We start from the raw sequence: 14,981 nt of genomic DNA, 5'->3' as shown, positions 1-14,981 counted from the left end.
AAAAACATGCTGAAACTGCATGAACTGCGCCAGCAACGTAATGCCCTGGCTACTCAAATGCGTGATCTGCACACCGATATCGGTGACGAAAGCTGGAGTAATGAGCAGCGCACGAAATGGGATGAAATGAAGTGCAGTCTGGATAAGCTGGATGGTCAGATTTCCCGTGAACAGGAGCTTCGCGATCTTGATCAGTCTTTTGTTGAAGAAAACACAGATGATCATGAAGAGCAGCGTAACGGTGGTCAGGAACAGACTGCTGAGAAGCGTCAAACTCAAGCTTTCGAGCAGTATCTTCGTCACGGACAGGCAGAGATGGACGCCGAATTGCGCTCTGTTCTCAAAGAGATGCGTGCTCAGGGTGTTGGTACAGACGCAAAAGGTGGTTTCACTGTTCCTGTTGAGTTCCAAAACCGCGTTATTGAGTCCATGAAAGCTTATGGTGGTGTTGCAAATATTGCCAACGTCATTAATACCAGCCATGGCCGTGATATGGAGTGGGCAACCAGTGACGGCACCAGTGAAGAAGGTGAGCTGGTCGGTGAAAACACTGAAGCCAGTAGGGGTGATGTTGAGTACGGGGCTGCCAGTATTGGCGCTAAAAAACTGTCCTCCAAAATCATTCTGGCCAGCAATGAGCTGTTGCAGGATTCCGGTATCAATGTTGAAGCCCACCTTACAGGTCGAATGGCCCAGCGTATTGGACGTGGTGAAAGCAAGTACCTGGTGAAAGGTACCGGTGCTGGCACTCCTCTCCAGCCTAAAGGATTGGAAGTTTCTGTTACCGGTAAGCATACCGCTGCCACAACAACCAAGGTTACCTGGAAAGAGCTGAATTCTCTCAAGCATGCAGTAGACCCAGCCTACCGTATGAACAGCCACTTTCTGTTCAATGACTCAACCCTGAAAGCACTGACTGAGGAAGTAGATAGTCAGAATCGCCCTATCTGGTTGCCAGCCGTTGCCGGAGTCGTGCCTGCCACTATTCTTGGAGAGCGTTATCAGCTTGATCAAGCGGTTGACTCTGCTGCAGCTGGAAAAGCGGTTGCCTTCTATGGCGACTTCCAGAAATTCATTGTACGCCGAGTAGCTGCCATGGCGGTTCGTCGTCTGGTAGAGCGTTATGCTGAGTTTGATCAGACTGGATTCTTGGCTTTCCACCGTTTTGATTGCTTGCTGGAAGATACCGCAGCCATTAAAAAGCTGGTAATGAAGGCTTCCTGATAATCCACTGAAATGAGCGGGGATCAATCCCCGTTCTGAAGGTCAATAATGAACTACCTCACCCTCGAAGAAATCAAAACCCAGTGCGTCATCGGTCAGGATGAAACAGAAGATGATCAGTATCTTCAAATGCTGGCGTCAGCGGCAGAGGATCAGGTTCAGTCCGATCTGAATCGCAATCTCTACGCTGATTCTGTACCTGATGAAGACAGCAGCGGTTTGGTTGTGGGGGCGAGGATCAAAATGGCTATGCTGCTTCTGGTTGCTCACTGGTATAGAAATCGGGAGGCGACCAGTGAACTGACTATTAAAGAAGTGCCTCTGGCTTATGACGCCATTATCCGTCCACATCGGCTGATTCCTCTATGAGAGCCGGAGTACTTCGCCACAGCGTCCGGTTTCAAAAGCCGGTGGATACTTCCGATGGTTTCACTGATAACGCCTCTACCAGCTGGGAAAACGCCACTAAAAGTCCAACCCGGGCAGAAATCAAACCGGTATCAGCCAAAGAGATCGAGGCCGCTGCAGGCAAAATCGTCAGCACTGATCTGACCGTTAACATCCGTTTCAACAAAACCCTTGCCCAGATGGACAACCAATGGCGTATGGTTCACCGGGAGATCACCTATGAAGTGCTGGCTGCTTATGATCCGGATATGCGTCGGCGGCAGCTGAAAGTCCATTGTCGCCGACTGGTGATTTAATGACCGAAAAAATAAAAGTCACTGGCCTGAAAGAGCTGGAGGCCCAGCTTCGCAAATTGGAAACCGAAGTGGGGGCAAAAGCGGTTCGTGGTGCGTTAATGACCGCCAGTAAACCCATGGCTGACCAGATGAAAGCCGATGTTCCGGTTGATAAAGGCAATCTGAAGAAGACTATTGGCCGTCGTTCCGGGTTTTACAAGGGTGATAAAACCGCTCGCAAGTTCCAGGAAACCTTTGCAGGTAATAATGCCATAGCGGCTGTGCAGGTGGGCGCCATTAAAAAAGGCGCATGGAAGGCACATTTTGTCGAATTTGGTACTGAGAAAAGCGCAGCCCAGCCGTTTATCAGGCCTGCCGCTTACGCACTCTGGCAGCAGACCGTCAGCCGCTTTAAGGACAGTCTGGCCCGCAGAATCAAGAGACTCCAAAAGAAAGCATGATTGAAAAGGCACTCTACAGGGCATTGAAAAAGCTTGATGTCGGCGGGGTATTTCCCAGTGTGCGGGGTGATGATCTGCCCGCTGTTGTCTATGCCCTGGTGTCATCCCCTCGTACAGTCACCATCACACGACAGCCCAAGATAACGGAATCCCGTTTTCAGGTGGACTGCTACGGCAAAAGCTATTCGTCGGTAAAGGCGATGGCTGCAGACATTATCTCAGCACTGCATAACCAGACAATGCTGGACAATGTGCCTGTTCAGCTTGTGCTGCTGGAAGACCAGCGTGACCAATACGAGCAATCGGCGGAAATACACCGCCAGTTGCTGCAGTTTGTTGTCTATCACCATTAACCCATCACACTATTAACCAAGGAGAAATCAATGGCTGGCTCAACTGTTGCCGTTATTGGCGCTGGAACCACACTGGCGTATGAAAGCGCACCCGGCACCTTTACCGATCTGGTCAATGCCGTATCGGTGGGCTCTACGGGTGAAAAGGGCGAGTTTGTAGAAACAACACCCATCAATGCAACCACCAAGACCTTCGCGTCCGGTATGCTGACACCGCCCGATAAAGAAATCACTCTGAACGATGTGCCTGGTGACGCTGATCAGGAAGATTTTCTCACTAAAGCCAAGAATCGTGAAACGGTGAAGATGAAAGTCACTTTCACCAATGGCCGGAGTGGGGAGTTTGATCTGGTTCTGGCGGGTTATGTCGTTAATGAACCCGAAAACGGATCGGCGGTTACCGTTACTGTCACTGGCAAACAGTCTGGCGAAACCACATGGAGTGTCGTTTGATGGCTGCGCTCACCTTTGACGAGTTGTTAAACAAACCGCCTGAGCTGAAAAAGCATATCCGACAGCTGCCGGATGGCCGTGATTATCAACTGCATCAGCTGCCACTGGGCGCACTGGATAAAATCGGCAAAATCAGTCGTATTGCTGAAGAAAGCAATCGTGATCTGGAATGGTCAGAGTTTGGTGAAATAGCCTCTCAGGCTCTGCTCGGACGCAAACCAGAGCCAGAAGAAGTGGCAGCGCTGATTGAAACGCTGGGCTCTGATGTGGTCTTGCATATTTATAAGGATGCGATTGCCTGCAGTCAGCTGGGATCGGAGGCCATCGACGAGGCAAAAAAAGACTAAAGGCCAACCCGTACCGTCGGCATTTGTTTGCCCTGGCATCCCATCTGGGCAAAACCGTTTATGAGCTCTCTTTCACCCTGAGTATTGAAGAGCTCACAGAATGGCTGGCTTACTTTGAGCTGCAACAAAACCCCGAACCTCCTGAAATCACTTCTGAGCAGCAGTACGCTCAATTCCGCAATGTTTTGGATTAACCATGACAACACTGGCAACACTGACTGTTGATCTGCTGGCAGAGTCGGCACAGTTCCGTTCTGAGCTGAAAAAAGCCAACAAATCAGCTGAAGATTGGTCAAAAAAAGTGAGAGCCTCTGCAGCAACTGCGGCAAAATCCATGGTTGCTGTGGGTGCTGCTGCGGCTACTGGTCTGGCTGTCATGTATAAAAACACGGCAGAAAGCATTGATCAGCAAACCAAGTTTGCTGACAAGATTGGCATCAGTACGGAAGCTCTGGCGGGTTTGCAGTATGCGGGTGAGCTGACAGGTGTCAGCACTGAAAAGCTGAACATGGGTTTACAGCGGATGACCCGGCGTGTTGCTGAAGCAGCACAGGGTACTGGTGAGGCCGTTGGTGCTCTCGATGAGCTGGGGCTGTCTGCCGAGGCTATGGCAGAGATGTCACCCGATCAGCAGTTTCAGGCTATCGCTGCGGCCATGGGAGAAGTGGAAAGTCAGTCTGATAAGGTGCGGTTGGCCTTCAAGCTTTTCGACTCTGAAGGTGTTGGTCTTTTAAACACTCTTGATGCCGGTGTAGATGGTCTGCAGGCCATGCAGGATGAGGCAGAAAACTTCGGTATTGCTCTGTCCAGAGTGGATGCGGCAAAAATAGAACAGGCGAACGACGCCTTTTATAAAACCTCTCTGACAACCAAAGGGTTTACCCAGGCGCTCACTGCTGAACTGGCCCCCATTATTCAGGGGATTTCTGAAGAGTTGGTTAATGCCAGTAATGCAGCGGGTGGGTTTGGTGAAGTTGCCACCGAAGTCGTTAACAGCCTGATGAAAGGCTTTGGTTTTGTTGGTGATGTGATTCGTGGTTGGGAGTTTATCTTTGAAGGACTGGCGCTGACTTGGAAAGAGGCGGTCTACGCCATTGTTTATGATATTACCTATCTGGATCAGACTGTTACCGATTTGATCAATAAGCTGCCTGGCGTCAATGCCGAGTATAATCAGACCCTCCAGACCATGACCCAAGAGCTGGGCGCTGAAATCGAGAACGCCCGGAACGATTATATTGATCTTGTCAGTAAACCACTGCCTAGTGATCAGCTCGAAGTCTATGTTCATAAATGGCGAGAACTGGCACAGGTCCAAGCAGAAGCCAAAGCCGCAGCAGTTGCGCCTGCTCTACCACCTGCTGATATCGTCGCAGCCACTTCAGCCAGCAATGCCCCGGCATTTTCCGACAAAGAAACAGAGCGTATGGAGGCAGAACTTCAGCGGCTACAAGAATCACTGATGACTGAAGCCGAACTGATTGATCTCCATGAGCAACAGAAGCTGGAAAAACTGCAGCAATGGCGTGATGCCGATGTCGTCAACCTTCAGGACTATCAGAACCTGAAAACCTCCATTGTCGGTAAGGCAGAAGAAGATCGTCAGCTATTGCTGGCTCAGAGTCTCAGTGTTCAGCTTCAGAACAGCGGCAAGCTGTTTGGTGAGCTGGCGGATCTGAGTAAAACCTTTGCGGGTGAGCAATCCGGCATTTATCAGGCCATGTTTGCTGTATCCAAAGCCTTTGCTATTGCAGACTCCATTGTAAAAATTCAAACCGGTATCGCTAACGCTGCCGCTCTGCCATTTCCTGCCAATATTCCTGCAATGGCGACGGTGGCCGCTCAAACCGCCAGCATTGTCACCACCATCAGCGGTACTGAAATGCAGGGTATGGCCCACGATGGCATTGACTACATCCCAAAAGAAGGTACCTGGTTGCTGGATAAAGGTGAGCGGGTGGTTGATTCGCGGACCAATGCGGATCTGAAGGCTTATCTTGATCAGAATAATAAGTCGGGCATGGATTCTGGTAGTTCTGATGTGAATTGGAGCATTCAAATTAATGAAGCACCACAGGGAACCACCGCAACGGTTGACCCTGTAGCGCAAGTCGTCAGTATTGCCGTTGGCCAGTCTCGACAGGCATTGCTTACCGACCTTAAGAATGGTGGTGAAGTCAGAAGAACGTTGGAAGGCATTTATCCACTCAACCCGGGCAGCAGGCTGTGACCGAAGCAGTGATTGTCTGGCCCGATGTTCTCCCTGTGTGGAAGATGCAAGGTTATAGCCACAATCCAAACCTTCAGCGGGTAACAGTCGATGAAAAGCTGGGCTTTTCTCCTGGTGCTCGTATTCGTCAAAAGGTGCCGGTTCAGATTATCAAGGCCAGTCTGGAGCTGGATGACCTGCAAAAATCACTCTTTGACTGGTGGTGGCTAAGAAAGGTGTATAAGGGCGCGGTCTGGTTTCGTGCTCCGGTGAGTGTATCCGGAACCATGGCAGTGAAACGTATGAGAATTATTGATCTGAATACAGGCTCTTACACGAACAACAGCTGGCCCATCAGTTTGCAGGCAGAGGTTTATGACTGATCTGCGGTGGCCAGAGGCCTTAGGGCAACCCAAAAAAAACGGATACAGCTACAGTCTGCCCATGGCTCGAAACGTTAGCAAAATCAACGGACCTTCGGGCGGTATCAATCCCCAGCATAAAACCATTGAAACCTTTACCGTCGAATACCTGTGGAATGACGACCAGCTTACCAGGTTCCAGCAGTTTCGTGAGGAAGAGTCAGCCTATGGCGAAAGCTGGTTTAATCAGTCGCTCAAGATCGGTTTTGATTTTTCTGACCATCAGGTTCGCCTGCTCTCTGTTGAGGAGTATCAGACGGATAGCGTCTACTGGAGAGTAAAAGTCGAGCTGGAATGCTTTCGTCTAAACATCATCGACGACGCTACCGCAGAATTCCTTCTGCAATACGGTTCACAGGAAACGCTGGCGATTCTGGCAGCGGCTGACCGTTATCACGAAACCATGAACTGGCTGGTACCTTTTGGCGCCACTGAGCTTGACCGTATTTTGAGTCAGAGTCACGAATATTATCAGACCATTAATTACACCCTCCCCGAACACGAACATTGGAGCAAGCAATGAGCACAACGATCAGCGAACGCCTGGAAGCCGCCACCCAAAAAGCTGAATCAGCATCGGATACACACCAACAGGTTACAGAAGGTGATGATCAGGCTTGGATTCCAACGGAAAGTGGTAATCCCATTCCCAGCATCAGGAACGTGCAGCGTCAGTGGAATGATCAGGTGGATGGAGATCTGACTCTTTCCAAGCAGTATCGTGATGAATCCGGGTCCAATGCCGTTCGTGCTGAAGCGGCGGCGGATCGGGCGGATCAGATTGCTGATTTGGAGACGGTGCGTGATGCTTTGAGATTGGCGGCGGTGCCTGCTCCGGATTTTCATTTGCCGTTGATTTCGGATTTGCGGATTGAGGAAGGGTTTGGGCCAGCGGATCAGGTTGATGTTTCGGCGGCACAGGATGGGTCGCTGATGGTGGATTTGCCGAGTCGGTCGGCTAAGTTTGCGATGAATTCTGAAGCAACCTTTATGGACAAAAGCAATGTAATAAAAAAGGTTGCTTCAGATCAGCCAAGGTTTGAAAAGTATGGTTATTTGAGCGAGCCTGCCAGTACGAATCTTCACGTAAACTCAGAAAATATGGAACTTTATAACTATTACGGTAATGCAACTATTGTTAGGCATCCAACAGAGTTGGGTCCGGATCGTGTTAGTCCCGCGTTTTTAGTGTCCGGAGCATCGAATTTAACGATCTCTAGTGAAGTAGGACACAATGTCTATCACCTATTCACTGGTGTCTCTTATCCAATCGGCGAAGAGTTCACAGCATCATTGTTTGTAAAGGCTGCACCAGATAATCCGTCACAGGCTATGAGTCTCCGGTTGACTGGTGATGGGGCCCAAAGCCATCCATTGCATGCGCTTACAGATGAGTGGCAAAGGGTGGAACACAAAGTAAAAGTGAGTGAGGGGGGGATTCCTAGAATGATTCTTGGAAACTCGCCCACGGGCGACTTTCTTGTGTGTTTCCCCCAGACGGAAAAACTACCATTTGCAACCTCTTATATTTCTACCGCCGAAACGGCGGTGACTCGATCCGCCCCTTTTCTAAAGTACGCGTGGAAGGGAAACTTTGATCCAAGAAAGGATTTTACTATTTCTATCAGGGTTCGTTTGATAAATCCCCGTGGTTATTCTGATGTTTGGAAGCTAGGTAGTAGCATTGATTTCAAACTAAGATACCACAATGGTGGTCTGGCTTTTTTTTATGGGTCAGCTAATGGACAGCTGTCGAAAACATCCGGAATGATTGTCATGGTTAAGAGTAGCGGTTTGGTGAGGGTTTATGTTGATGGTGTGCTACTCAATACAGCAAGCTATTCAGAAGAATTGGAACACAGCGAGCTTCTAGATAACTTTATCACTGCTACAGATGGGGTTATCAATATACGCGATTTTATGCTTTGGGCCAGTGCGTTAAGCGCCGAACAGGTTTCTGCGTTGGGCGCATCCTGAATATTTGTTGTAGGTGTTTTTTTGTGATGAACCTGGGTAAGCCATGACATGAGTGCAAAATTTATGGATCTATTAACCTATACCTCTAATCTTCCTGCACTGAAGGAAGAATTGATTGATAAAGGCCACAGCGACGAAGACGGAAATCCGGTTCTGAATGTCTGTATGACACCTGTCCAGCACGGCGGTGAGTTGCATAGTGTTACGCTATGCAGAACCAGCACCGACGAAGAAAGAGAAATGCTAAACAGCTTCACTCATCTGCAAGTACTAGGCACCAAAGAAGAAGTAGACGCCGATCCCGAAAAAACCGCCAAGTATGAAAAAGCCTACAGCCGAGCATCGGTAACCATGACCGATCCGGACACACAGGAGCAAGTGACCTACACTCCACCCCACTGGCACGGCGAATTCGCCTGACCCTTACCCATAAGGAAAATCCCATCCCATGAGCGAGGCACTAAAAACAGCCTACGCTTCCGCACCGGTCAATAAAATCGTACTCGATACGTTCGAATTCCATCATCAGGGCTTTACTGACGATCAAGGCATTGTCAGGCCCTGGCGTTTCGTATCGACACTGACCAGTACAGAAGCGATAGAAGCGACACTGGAAGCCACGGCGCCGGTTGATGCGGGTAAGGTGGTGCGTTTTGAACCGGCTCCAATTTCGGCCAAGCATCCGGAACGGAACGATCAGGGCTATACCGATTTCCCGATCAGTCTGGGTGATGTGACCATGGCTCTGGAAGAAGAGCTGGACAAGGCGCTGCTGCATCCGGGCGAGCTGAAAGTATACCGACGACTCTATCTGCAGAATCTTGATACCGGTGAAATCACCGGCCCCGAGAATGTGCCTTTCGAATGGACTCTGGAAGGCATCAGTAATAAAGACGGTCAAATGAATGCAACGGCCACTCTGGTCGATGTCGTTAACCGCCCGTTTCCTTATCTCCTGTATACGCCCGACTTTGCGCCGGGTCTGGTCCGCTGATTCCAGCCATCTAACAGAGTCTTATTTTATGCATTGGGTTCATGACTATCTGGGTAAGCCTTGGGTGGCCTATGCCCGGGGTCCAGACACCTACGATTGTTGGGGACTGGTAATGGCGGTGCTGTCTGAGCAGTTCCGTTGTGAGGACTTGCCCGGATTAAATCACGTTACCACAGACAACACCCAAGAAATTCACCAGGCGTTTTCTGATCAGATCCGTTCGGGTTACTGGCAGCATTCACCGGTGCCGGTTCATGGTTCAGTAGCGGTCTGTTTTATCCGTGGCAAGTCGGCAAAGCTGGTGGTGCGTCATGTCGGCATTTATCTTGATATCGACGGGGGCGGGGTGCTCCATTGCCACCAAGGCGCTCTTTCGAAGTTTGAGCCGGTAACCCGTATTAAACGACTCTTTCCAAAAGTAGAATTCTATGTCCGCACGCATTCACGTTTCCCCGAACATTCTTAACCTTCGCCACAACGAAGAAGTGATTGACGCGGCTGCCGGTCAGACCCTTCATGAATGGATGCTGGCCAATGTGCCGGGATATTCTCAGGATCGTCAGACCCAGCCGGTTGAGTGTCTGGTAAATGGTCAGCGGGTGGCGCCGGAAGACTGGCCTTGTCTGATACTTGCTCAGGGTCAGGATTATGACCTGGCGGTCAGACCCTTCGGCTTTGATCCTTTTACTATTATTCTGGCTGTGTCTCTGGCAGTCAGCGCAGTGGCTCTGGCTTCTATCGAACCACCACCCACACAGCAGGCATTGCCAGACGCCAGCCCCACGTATGACGCTACCGCTCAGGGCAACAATGCCCGTTTAATGGAGCCTATCCCGTTTGCCTGTGGGCGTAACCGTCATAATATGGATTGGCTGTCGGAGCCCTGGCGGGAGAATACCGGTAACACTCAAAACCTCTATCAGCTGTTTTGTGTCGGGTATGGTGAGTTCGATCTTGAAACCCTGATGATCGGCGATACCCCGGCGGATGAGTTCCCCGGTGTTCAGGTAGAGGTCTGTGGTCCCGATGATCCGGTCACGCTCTTTCCTGATAATGTGGATACCAGTGATGAGGTGGCTGGTATTGAATTGTTCGGTCCCAATGAAGACGAATACACGGGCCCGACCGGTTATATTGTGCTGGTCACTGAAGGTCAGAAGGCCAACTTTATCGGTCTGGACTTTGCCTGCCGTGCAGGGCTTTATGGTCTGGATGATGATGGTGATATGTACAGCCGTTCTGTCACTCTGGATGTTATGTATCAGCAGATTGATGATGAAGGTAATGCCATCGGGACAGCCCAGACTAAAACCTATTCATATACCGCTTCAACCAATACCCCTCAGCGCTGGAGTGAGCGCATTGAACTGACGACAACAGGCCGTTATCAGGTGGCGCTGGTTCGGACTAACAGCGCCGGTACGGATAGCAGGGTGGTCGACAGTATTCACTGGGAAGGGGCTCGGGCTTACTATCCCAGTGTTGAGAGTTACCCCGGCGTGACCAAGATTGCGGTTATCGCTCAAGGCAGCAACAGTCTGTCTGCTGTGTCAGAACGTAAGTTTAATATTTTTGCTACTGCGAAAATGCCGGTTTGGCAGGGTGATAGCTGGAGCGATTTAAGACCGTCCCGTGAGATCGCCTGGAACTTCTGCAACGCCATTCGCAGTGACCACGGCGGCAGGCTGGATGAATCCCTGATCGATCTGGATAACATTCTGGGTAATCATCAGATCTGGGCCAGTCGGGAGGAAAAAACAAACCGGGTCTTTGATACCCGTGGTACCTTGCTTTCGGCCCTTCAGGAAATAGCGGCTTGTGGCCGTGGCAATGTGCTGACCCACAACGGCAAGTTCTATGTTGTGATAGACATGCAGCGGATGATCCGCAACAGCATGTACACGCCCTTTGATATGCTCAGCGCACCGACGGTAGAGCGAAGCTTTCCGAAGTCGGGCGACAATGACAGTATTATTGTCGAGTTCTGGAATGCCACGCTGTCCGCTATGGATGAAGTACTGTGTCAGCTGCCTAACCACACCGCCAACAACCCCAAACGCATCAAACTGCCAGCGGTGGATAATCTGGAGCAGGCTTTCAATATTGGCATCTATGAAGCGGCCAAGATGGTTTATCGACGGATGCAGATCAAGTTTTCCGTCAGCAACAAGGGGCTGAACAGTATCTGGGGTGACCGGGCAGGCATCAGCTATTGGCTGAAAGGGTGGGGTATTAGCGGAGAAGTGATCAGCCATGAAGGCGCCCGGGTGCGCTTGACCGATCCGGTCACTTTGCACGACACCAAACAGAATTATATTGCCTTGTGCCGACCGGACGGCAGCTTTGCCGGACCTTATCCGGTGGAGGCGGGCGCCAATGCTCAGGAATTGATACTGCAGGAGCAGCCGGACTTTCAGCTTTATACCGGTGATCGTCAGCAGCGGACTCAGTATCAGGTCGGTGTTGACGGTGCCTTCTGCCGTGACTTCATTATTACCAAGGTGTCACCCGCCGGTGATGATCAGGTAGATATTACTGCACTTTGGGATAATCCCGTGGTGTACACCTTCGACGATGTGCCGGTACCCGAAAAAGACGGTGGCGGCAGCACCCTACCGAACCCGTCACTGCCTTCTATTACCAGCTTCCTGATTGTTCAATCAGTAGAAGATCCGCAAACAGCGATCCTCAGCTGGCAATCGTCCGGTGTGGCTCAGCTGTACTTGATTGATCACAGTCTTGACGGTGGCAACTGGGCCAGAGTTCAGGAACAACAACACAACACATGGGAAACCCGTCTCTACAACGGTATCAATTACTTCAGAGTGGCGGCTGTGGGGGACGGTCAAGGAGAGTGGGCCTATGAAACCATTGAGTTAAAAGGTCCGGATTTTGATATACCGCCCTCCACTACGGTGGCTTTACGTGAGCCCTTCACGGGTCCGGTGTTGAAAGTAAAGTGGGATGAGGTGCTCAGTGCGGTGCATTACCAGGTGGAAGTGGTCAAAGACGAGGTGGTTCTGCATACCGAGAAAAACATTCCCGTGATTGAGTGGGACTACTCAGCAGAGCAGGCCCGCAATCACGGTTCCGGTCGTGAATTTGCGATCAGGGTGACACCTTTCAATGCCAAGGGGCGCCCCGGTGAACCGGCTTCACTGGACGTTCGCAACGAACCGCCAGCAGCACCCAATAACATTATCGTTTCCGGATTGATTGACGGTATCACCATTAGCTGTGATCCCAATACCGCTGAGGATATACGTTCGCTGAGAGTCTGGGGGGCGCAAAGCTCCGACTTTACCCCGTCACCTGACAATCTGCTTGCTGATTCGACAACCAGCTTTATTAACCTGACTCTCTCCGGGCAATGGTATTTCCGGCTTGGCTGGGTTGACCAGTGGGGTGATGACACTGTGATGTCGTCTGTTCATCAGGCCAGCACTTTGCAAGTCGACGAGACGGTGATAGGCGACGATTCCATTTCAACACCCAAGCTGAAAGCCAACGCGGTTACTGCGGATAAATGTTCTATCCAGAGTCTTTCTGCTGTGTCTGCTTACATGGGTACGGTAACCGGTGGCACCTTCAAGACCGATGCTGCGGCAGGTGTGCGGGTGGAGATCTCCAGCGCAGGCAATTACCCGTTCTGGATCGGGACCGGTGATAAGACGTATAACAATGCACAGCTGGTGTATGACAAGATTCAGAACAAGTTAACGTTCAAAGGTCAGCTCTCAATCAAGTCTGCAGAGACTGGCGGCCGTCTTGAAATCAATAACAATATTATCAAGGTGTTTGATGCCAGTAATGTTCTGCGGGTTGAGATAGGTCAGTTGTTATGAGTGCTGGTATACGGGTTTATTCGGCAGATGGAACGCTGTCTATGGATACTTCAAGGCGCAATGCCAAGCCGATTTATGAGGCTCAGGTTCTCATATCTTCATCTGATTTTACTGTCTCCTTACCGTTTTCAGTGTCTTCAGGGATGTATGTTTCAGGAATCGTTGTTAATTCCACCAACAATACTCAGTCTCTGGTTTGGTTGGAGTCGGGAAGAGTTCGAATTAAGTCAAGGTCTTTGGAAAGCTTTCCGTATTCTGGCTCGCCACCACCTACTGGTTATGTACGGTTTATTGTCTATGACTACTGATTATGGTTTTAGGGTTAGAAATGATCATGGCAGCTATGTTGTTGATGGTGTTCATTTTAACTCGCATCTTGTAAAAGAAGTTTCATTGGGAAAAGGATTTCACAACGTGTCGGTAGGTAGGAAGTACATGCCGACTATTGCTGTGAGGGATGGCTGCGCCATGATTATGGGTTCACAGTTTAGTGGTGATATTTGTACGAGTGTTACTTTGTACATCATTCCCAATGGCAGCACTGCCCGTATCAGGGTGTTTAGTGTACCGGTGGTCAAAGATCAGTATGGTATGGCTGTTTATAACGCCCAGGGAGAAATGGTTTTTAGCAGTGCTGAAAAAGCTATGAGTGTTCATAATGTGATACAGGAAAACTCACTGGCCGGTATTATAGAACAGTCTGAAAATCCACCTTATTATAACAGTTCGGAAGGCGCACAAACGCCGAAGGGGAATAAATTGTTTAATTATGTTCGGCAATCTTCCGTATTGGGTGATTGGTTGGTAGTGAACTCAATTTCAGCGTTTGGTGGAACGGGCACGGAGGTGGGAGATTATGGTCACGGTTGGTTTAGCACTTATGCTTTATGTACTGGCCTTGTGAATGGTTATGTTAATTTGAAGTCTGATAACGATTTACTGATCTCGGATTTATACATGGCACCGGGTCATTCATTCAGGATTTTTCGAAAGTTTCTCGATGCCGGTAGCTACATAATCACTCTTTATGATTGATCAGGATGTTTTGGCTTTGAACAGCCTGCAGCTAATGTCGTATACGTGCCAGTACCTTCCCTTGAAATGCAGCGGCATGCGATCCTGAATGAAACGGGTTTTTACCGTATCTATCTCATTTTTCTGGTTGTCGAACAGAGTGCATTCAGCACTCACATCGCCGTACTTGGCACGCTCCTCAGAGACGAATATCTCTATCATTTGAGTGCTGGAGCTGATTACCTTTCCTTTCCCAATTTCTAATGCCTGAACAGTATGAAGGGGTAGGGACAGAACAAGAAGGGTGAGTAATTTTTTCACTTTGTTTCCTTGTGTTGTTGTTCTCCTGCTGATCAGGTTATCAGATTTTCTGCTTTGTGCAAAAGAAGCTCCCATCCCAAAAATGACGGTTCTGGGGTCTTTGTCTGCAATGAAACTATTTGGATAACATAATAAAATACTGTATATATAAACAGTATATTTAAGGCGATACAGGAGTAGACGGGATGGAGGAACATGATCTATACAGCGGAGATCCAGCAACCACGGTTAACAGGGTTTTAAAGGTCTTATCTGAAATGGCCTCCAAAGATGAAAAAATTGAGCAGTGCATCAGAGCCTTATCGCAGTCAGAAGTGGATCTGGAAGAGAAGGAAGAGCTGCGAAGAGAGCTTTTAGGGAAGGTGCTGGCATTGGATGAAGCTGAATGATGCGGTTGGTGCTCCAAGAGCACCGGAAGCTTAGCCGAGATCGTATAGAATTTTGCTGGGTTAGTGTGCGACAGACAGTGGACTTATTTTCAAAAAACGCCCGGTAAAATACAGTGCTTTGTACAGTATGTAAGTCATTGTTTTATATATGACAAAGCTTATTAGAATGATAGTGCCAAAATAATGCTATTTTATATATAAAACAATGGGTTATTTGTTTGGTTGCTGTAATTTTGACATCGTAAAGGTCGCTGGTTCGACTCCAGTACCGCCTACCATATAAGTGATT

The 14,981-nt window shown here is 49.5% G+C and carries 19 protein-coding genes; 18 read left to right on the top strand and 1 reads right to left on the bottom strand.

Annotation, left to right across the window (positions count from 1 at the left end; genetic code table 11):
• Positions 1-6 precede the first annotated feature (6 nt).
• The 17 genes from KBW69_RS20645 (at position 7) to KBW69_RS20565 (ending at position 14,003) form a co-directional block, all read left to right on the top strand.
• Positions 7-1,224 (top strand): phage major capsid protein, encoded by a 1,218-nt coding sequence (locus KBW69_RS20645; protein WP_257282118.1) that lies wholly within the window; start codon positions 7-9, stop codon positions 1,222-1,224.
• A gap of 48 nt (positions 1,225-1,272) precedes the next feature.
• On the top strand, positions 1,273-1,593 hold the full coding sequence (locus KBW69_RS20640; RefSeq protein ID WP_257282117.1) for a head-tail connector protein: 321 nt from the start codon (positions 1,273-1,275) through the stop codon (positions 1,591-1,593).
• Entirely contained in the window at positions 1,590-1,928 is a 339-nt protein-coding gene (locus KBW69_RS20635) for a phage head closure protein (protein WP_257282116.1), read from the top strand. Before KBW69_RS20640 ends, KBW69_RS20635 begins: the two co-directional genes overlap by 4 nt.
• A complete protein-coding gene (locus tag KBW69_RS20630; protein WP_257282115.1) occupies positions 1,928-2,368 on the top strand; it encodes an HK97-gp10 family putative phage morphogenesis protein in 441 nt (146 codons plus the stop codon). The genes KBW69_RS20635 and KBW69_RS20630 overlap by 1 nt, the downstream gene beginning before the upstream one ends.
• Entirely contained in the window at positions 2,365-2,721 is a 357-nt protein-coding gene (locus KBW69_RS20625; RefSeq protein ID WP_257282114.1) for a hypothetical protein, read from the top strand. Before KBW69_RS20630 ends, KBW69_RS20625 begins: the two co-directional genes overlap by 4 nt.
• 30 nt (positions 2,722-2,751) lie before the next feature.
• Complete coding sequence (locus KBW69_RS20620; protein WP_257282113.1) at positions 2,752-3,174, top strand: phage tail tube protein; 423 nt, start codon at positions 2,752-2,754, stop codon at positions 3,172-3,174.
• Positions 3,174-3,521, top strand: coding sequence for a hypothetical protein (locus KBW69_RS20615; RefSeq protein WP_257282112.1), 348 nt, complete (start codon positions 3,174-3,176; stop codon positions 3,519-3,521). Before KBW69_RS20620 ends, KBW69_RS20615 begins: the two co-directional genes overlap by 1 nt.
• A 23-nt stretch (positions 3,522-3,544) precedes the next feature.
• A complete protein-coding gene (locus tag KBW69_RS20610; protein ID WP_257282111.1) occupies positions 3,545-3,715 on the top strand; it encodes a hypothetical protein in 171 nt (56 codons plus the stop codon).
• Positions 3,716-3,717: 2 nt separating this feature from the next.
• Positions 3,718-5,751 carry a hypothetical protein gene (locus KBW69_RS20605; RefSeq protein WP_257282110.1) on the top strand — a complete coding sequence of 678 codons (2,034 nt, stop codon included), beginning with the start codon at positions 3,718-3,720 and terminating at the stop codon, positions 5,749-5,751.
• On the top strand, positions 5,748-6,113 hold the full coding sequence (locus KBW69_RS20600) for a hypothetical protein (RefSeq protein ID WP_257282109.1): 366 nt from the start codon (positions 5,748-5,750) through the stop codon (positions 6,111-6,113). Before KBW69_RS20605 ends, KBW69_RS20600 begins: the two co-directional genes overlap by 4 nt.
• A complete protein-coding gene (locus KBW69_RS20595) occupies positions 6,106-6,675 on the top strand; it encodes a hypothetical protein (protein WP_257282108.1) in 570 nt (189 codons plus the stop codon). Before KBW69_RS20600 ends, KBW69_RS20595 begins: the two co-directional genes overlap by 8 nt.
• Complete coding sequence (locus KBW69_RS20590; protein WP_257282107.1) at positions 6,672-8,129, top strand: LamG domain-containing protein; 1,458 nt, start codon at positions 6,672-6,674, stop codon at positions 8,127-8,129. The genes KBW69_RS20595 and KBW69_RS20590 overlap by 4 nt, the downstream gene beginning before the upstream one ends.
• Positions 8,130-8,192: 63 nt before the next feature.
• Positions 8,193-8,549: a hypothetical protein gene (locus KBW69_RS20585; protein WP_257282106.1), complete on the top strand. Its 357-nt coding sequence runs from the start codon at positions 8,193-8,195 to the stop codon at positions 8,547-8,549.
• A gap of 28 nt (positions 8,550-8,577) precedes the next feature.
• Positions 8,578-9,123, top strand: a complete 546-nt coding sequence (locus KBW69_RS20580; protein WP_257282105.1) for a DUF1833 domain-containing protein — start codon at positions 8,578-8,580, stop codon at positions 9,121-9,123.
• A gap of 28 nt (positions 9,124-9,151) precedes the next feature.
• Positions 9,152-9,589 (top strand): hypothetical protein, encoded by a 438-nt coding sequence (locus KBW69_RS20575; protein WP_257282104.1) that lies wholly within the window; start codon positions 9,152-9,154, stop codon positions 9,587-9,589.
• Positions 9,552-12,968, top strand: coding sequence for a host specificity factor TipJ family phage tail protein (locus tag KBW69_RS20570; protein ID WP_257282103.1), 3,417 nt, complete (start codon positions 9,552-9,554; stop codon positions 12,966-12,968). Before KBW69_RS20575 ends, KBW69_RS20570 begins: the two co-directional genes overlap by 38 nt.
• A 147-nt stretch (positions 12,969-13,115) precedes the next feature.
• Positions 13,116-14,003, top strand: a complete 888-nt coding sequence (locus KBW69_RS20565) for a hypothetical protein (RefSeq protein WP_257282102.1) — start codon at positions 13,116-13,118, stop codon at positions 14,001-14,003.
• Here KBW69_RS20565 and KBW69_RS20560 read toward each other — a convergent pair whose 3' ends face one another.
• A complete protein-coding gene (locus KBW69_RS20560) occupies positions 14,004-14,303 on the bottom strand; it encodes a hypothetical protein (RefSeq protein WP_257282101.1) in 300 nt (99 codons plus the stop codon).
• A gap of 185 nt (positions 14,304-14,488) precedes the next feature.
• Between KBW69_RS20560 and KBW69_RS20555 the strand changes: the two genes are divergently transcribed.
• Positions 14,489-14,692 carry a hypothetical protein gene (locus tag KBW69_RS20555; RefSeq protein ID WP_257282100.1) on the top strand — a complete coding sequence of 68 codons (204 nt, stop codon included), beginning with the start codon at positions 14,489-14,491 and terminating at the stop codon, positions 14,690-14,692.
• The last annotated feature ends 289 nt before the right edge of the window (positions 14,693-14,981 follow it).

The sequence above is a fragment of the Endozoicomonas sp. ISHI1 genome, assembly GCF_024606225.1.
Classification (GTDB): Bacteria; Pseudomonadota; Gammaproteobacteria; order Pseudomonadales; family Endozoicomonadaceae; genus Endozoicomonas_A.
This window is presented reverse-complemented; position numbering and strand designations above follow the sequence as displayed.

Bases quoted from the DNA above. Each gene is read 5' to 3' on its own strand.
- KBW69_RS20645 (WP_257282118.1), top strand. From the start codon at position 7: ATGCTGAAACTGCATGAACTGCGCCAGCAACGTAATGCCCTGGCTACT.
- KBW69_RS20640 (WP_257282117.1), top strand. From the start codon at position 1,273: ATGAACTACCTCACCCTCGAAGAAATCAAAACCCAGTGCGTCATCGGT.
- KBW69_RS20635 (WP_257282116.1), top strand. From the start codon at position 1,590: ATGAGAGCCGGAGTACTTCGCCACAGCGTCCGGTTTCAAAAGCCGGTG.
- KBW69_RS20630 (WP_257282115.1), top strand. From the start codon at position 1,928: ATGACCGAAAAAATAAAAGTCACTGGCCTGAAAGAGCTGGAGGCCCAG.
- KBW69_RS20625 (WP_257282114.1), top strand. From the start codon at position 2,365: ATGATTGAAAAGGCACTCTACAGGGCATTGAAAAAGCTTGATGTCGGC.
- KBW69_RS20620 (WP_257282113.1), top strand. From the start codon at position 2,752: ATGGCTGGCTCAACTGTTGCCGTTATTGGCGCTGGAACCACACTGGCG.
- KBW69_RS20615 (WP_257282112.1), top strand. From the start codon at position 3,174: ATGGCTGCGCTCACCTTTGACGAGTTGTTAAACAAACCGCCTGAGCTG.
- KBW69_RS20605 (WP_257282110.1), top strand. From the start codon at position 3,718: ATGACAACACTGGCAACACTGACTGTTGATCTGCTGGCAGAGTCGGCA.
- KBW69_RS20595 (WP_257282108.1), top strand. From the start codon at position 6,106: ATGACTGATCTGCGGTGGCCAGAGGCCTTAGGGCAACCCAAAAAAAAC.
- KBW69_RS20590 (WP_257282107.1), top strand. From the start codon at position 6,672: ATGAGCACAACGATCAGCGAACGCCTGGAAGCCGCCACCCAAAAAGCT.
- KBW69_RS20585 (WP_257282106.1), top strand. From the start codon at position 8,193: ATGGATCTATTAACCTATACCTCTAATCTTCCTGCACTGAAGGAAGAA.
- KBW69_RS20580 (WP_257282105.1), top strand. From the start codon at position 8,578: ATGAGCGAGGCACTAAAAACAGCCTACGCTTCCGCACCGGTCAATAAA.
- KBW69_RS20575 (WP_257282104.1), top strand. From the start codon at position 9,152: ATGCATTGGGTTCATGACTATCTGGGTAAGCCTTGGGTGGCCTATGCC.
- KBW69_RS20570 (WP_257282103.1), top strand. From the start codon at position 9,552: ATGTCCGCACGCATTCACGTTTCCCCGAACATTCTTAACCTTCGCCAC.
- KBW69_RS20565 (WP_257282102.1), top strand. From the start codon at position 13,116: ATGTTTCAGGAATCGTTGTTAATTCCACCAACAATACTCAGTCTCTGG.
- KBW69_RS20555 (WP_257282100.1), top strand. From the start codon at position 14,489: ATGGAGGAACATGATCTATACAGCGGAGATCCAGCAACCACGGTTAAC.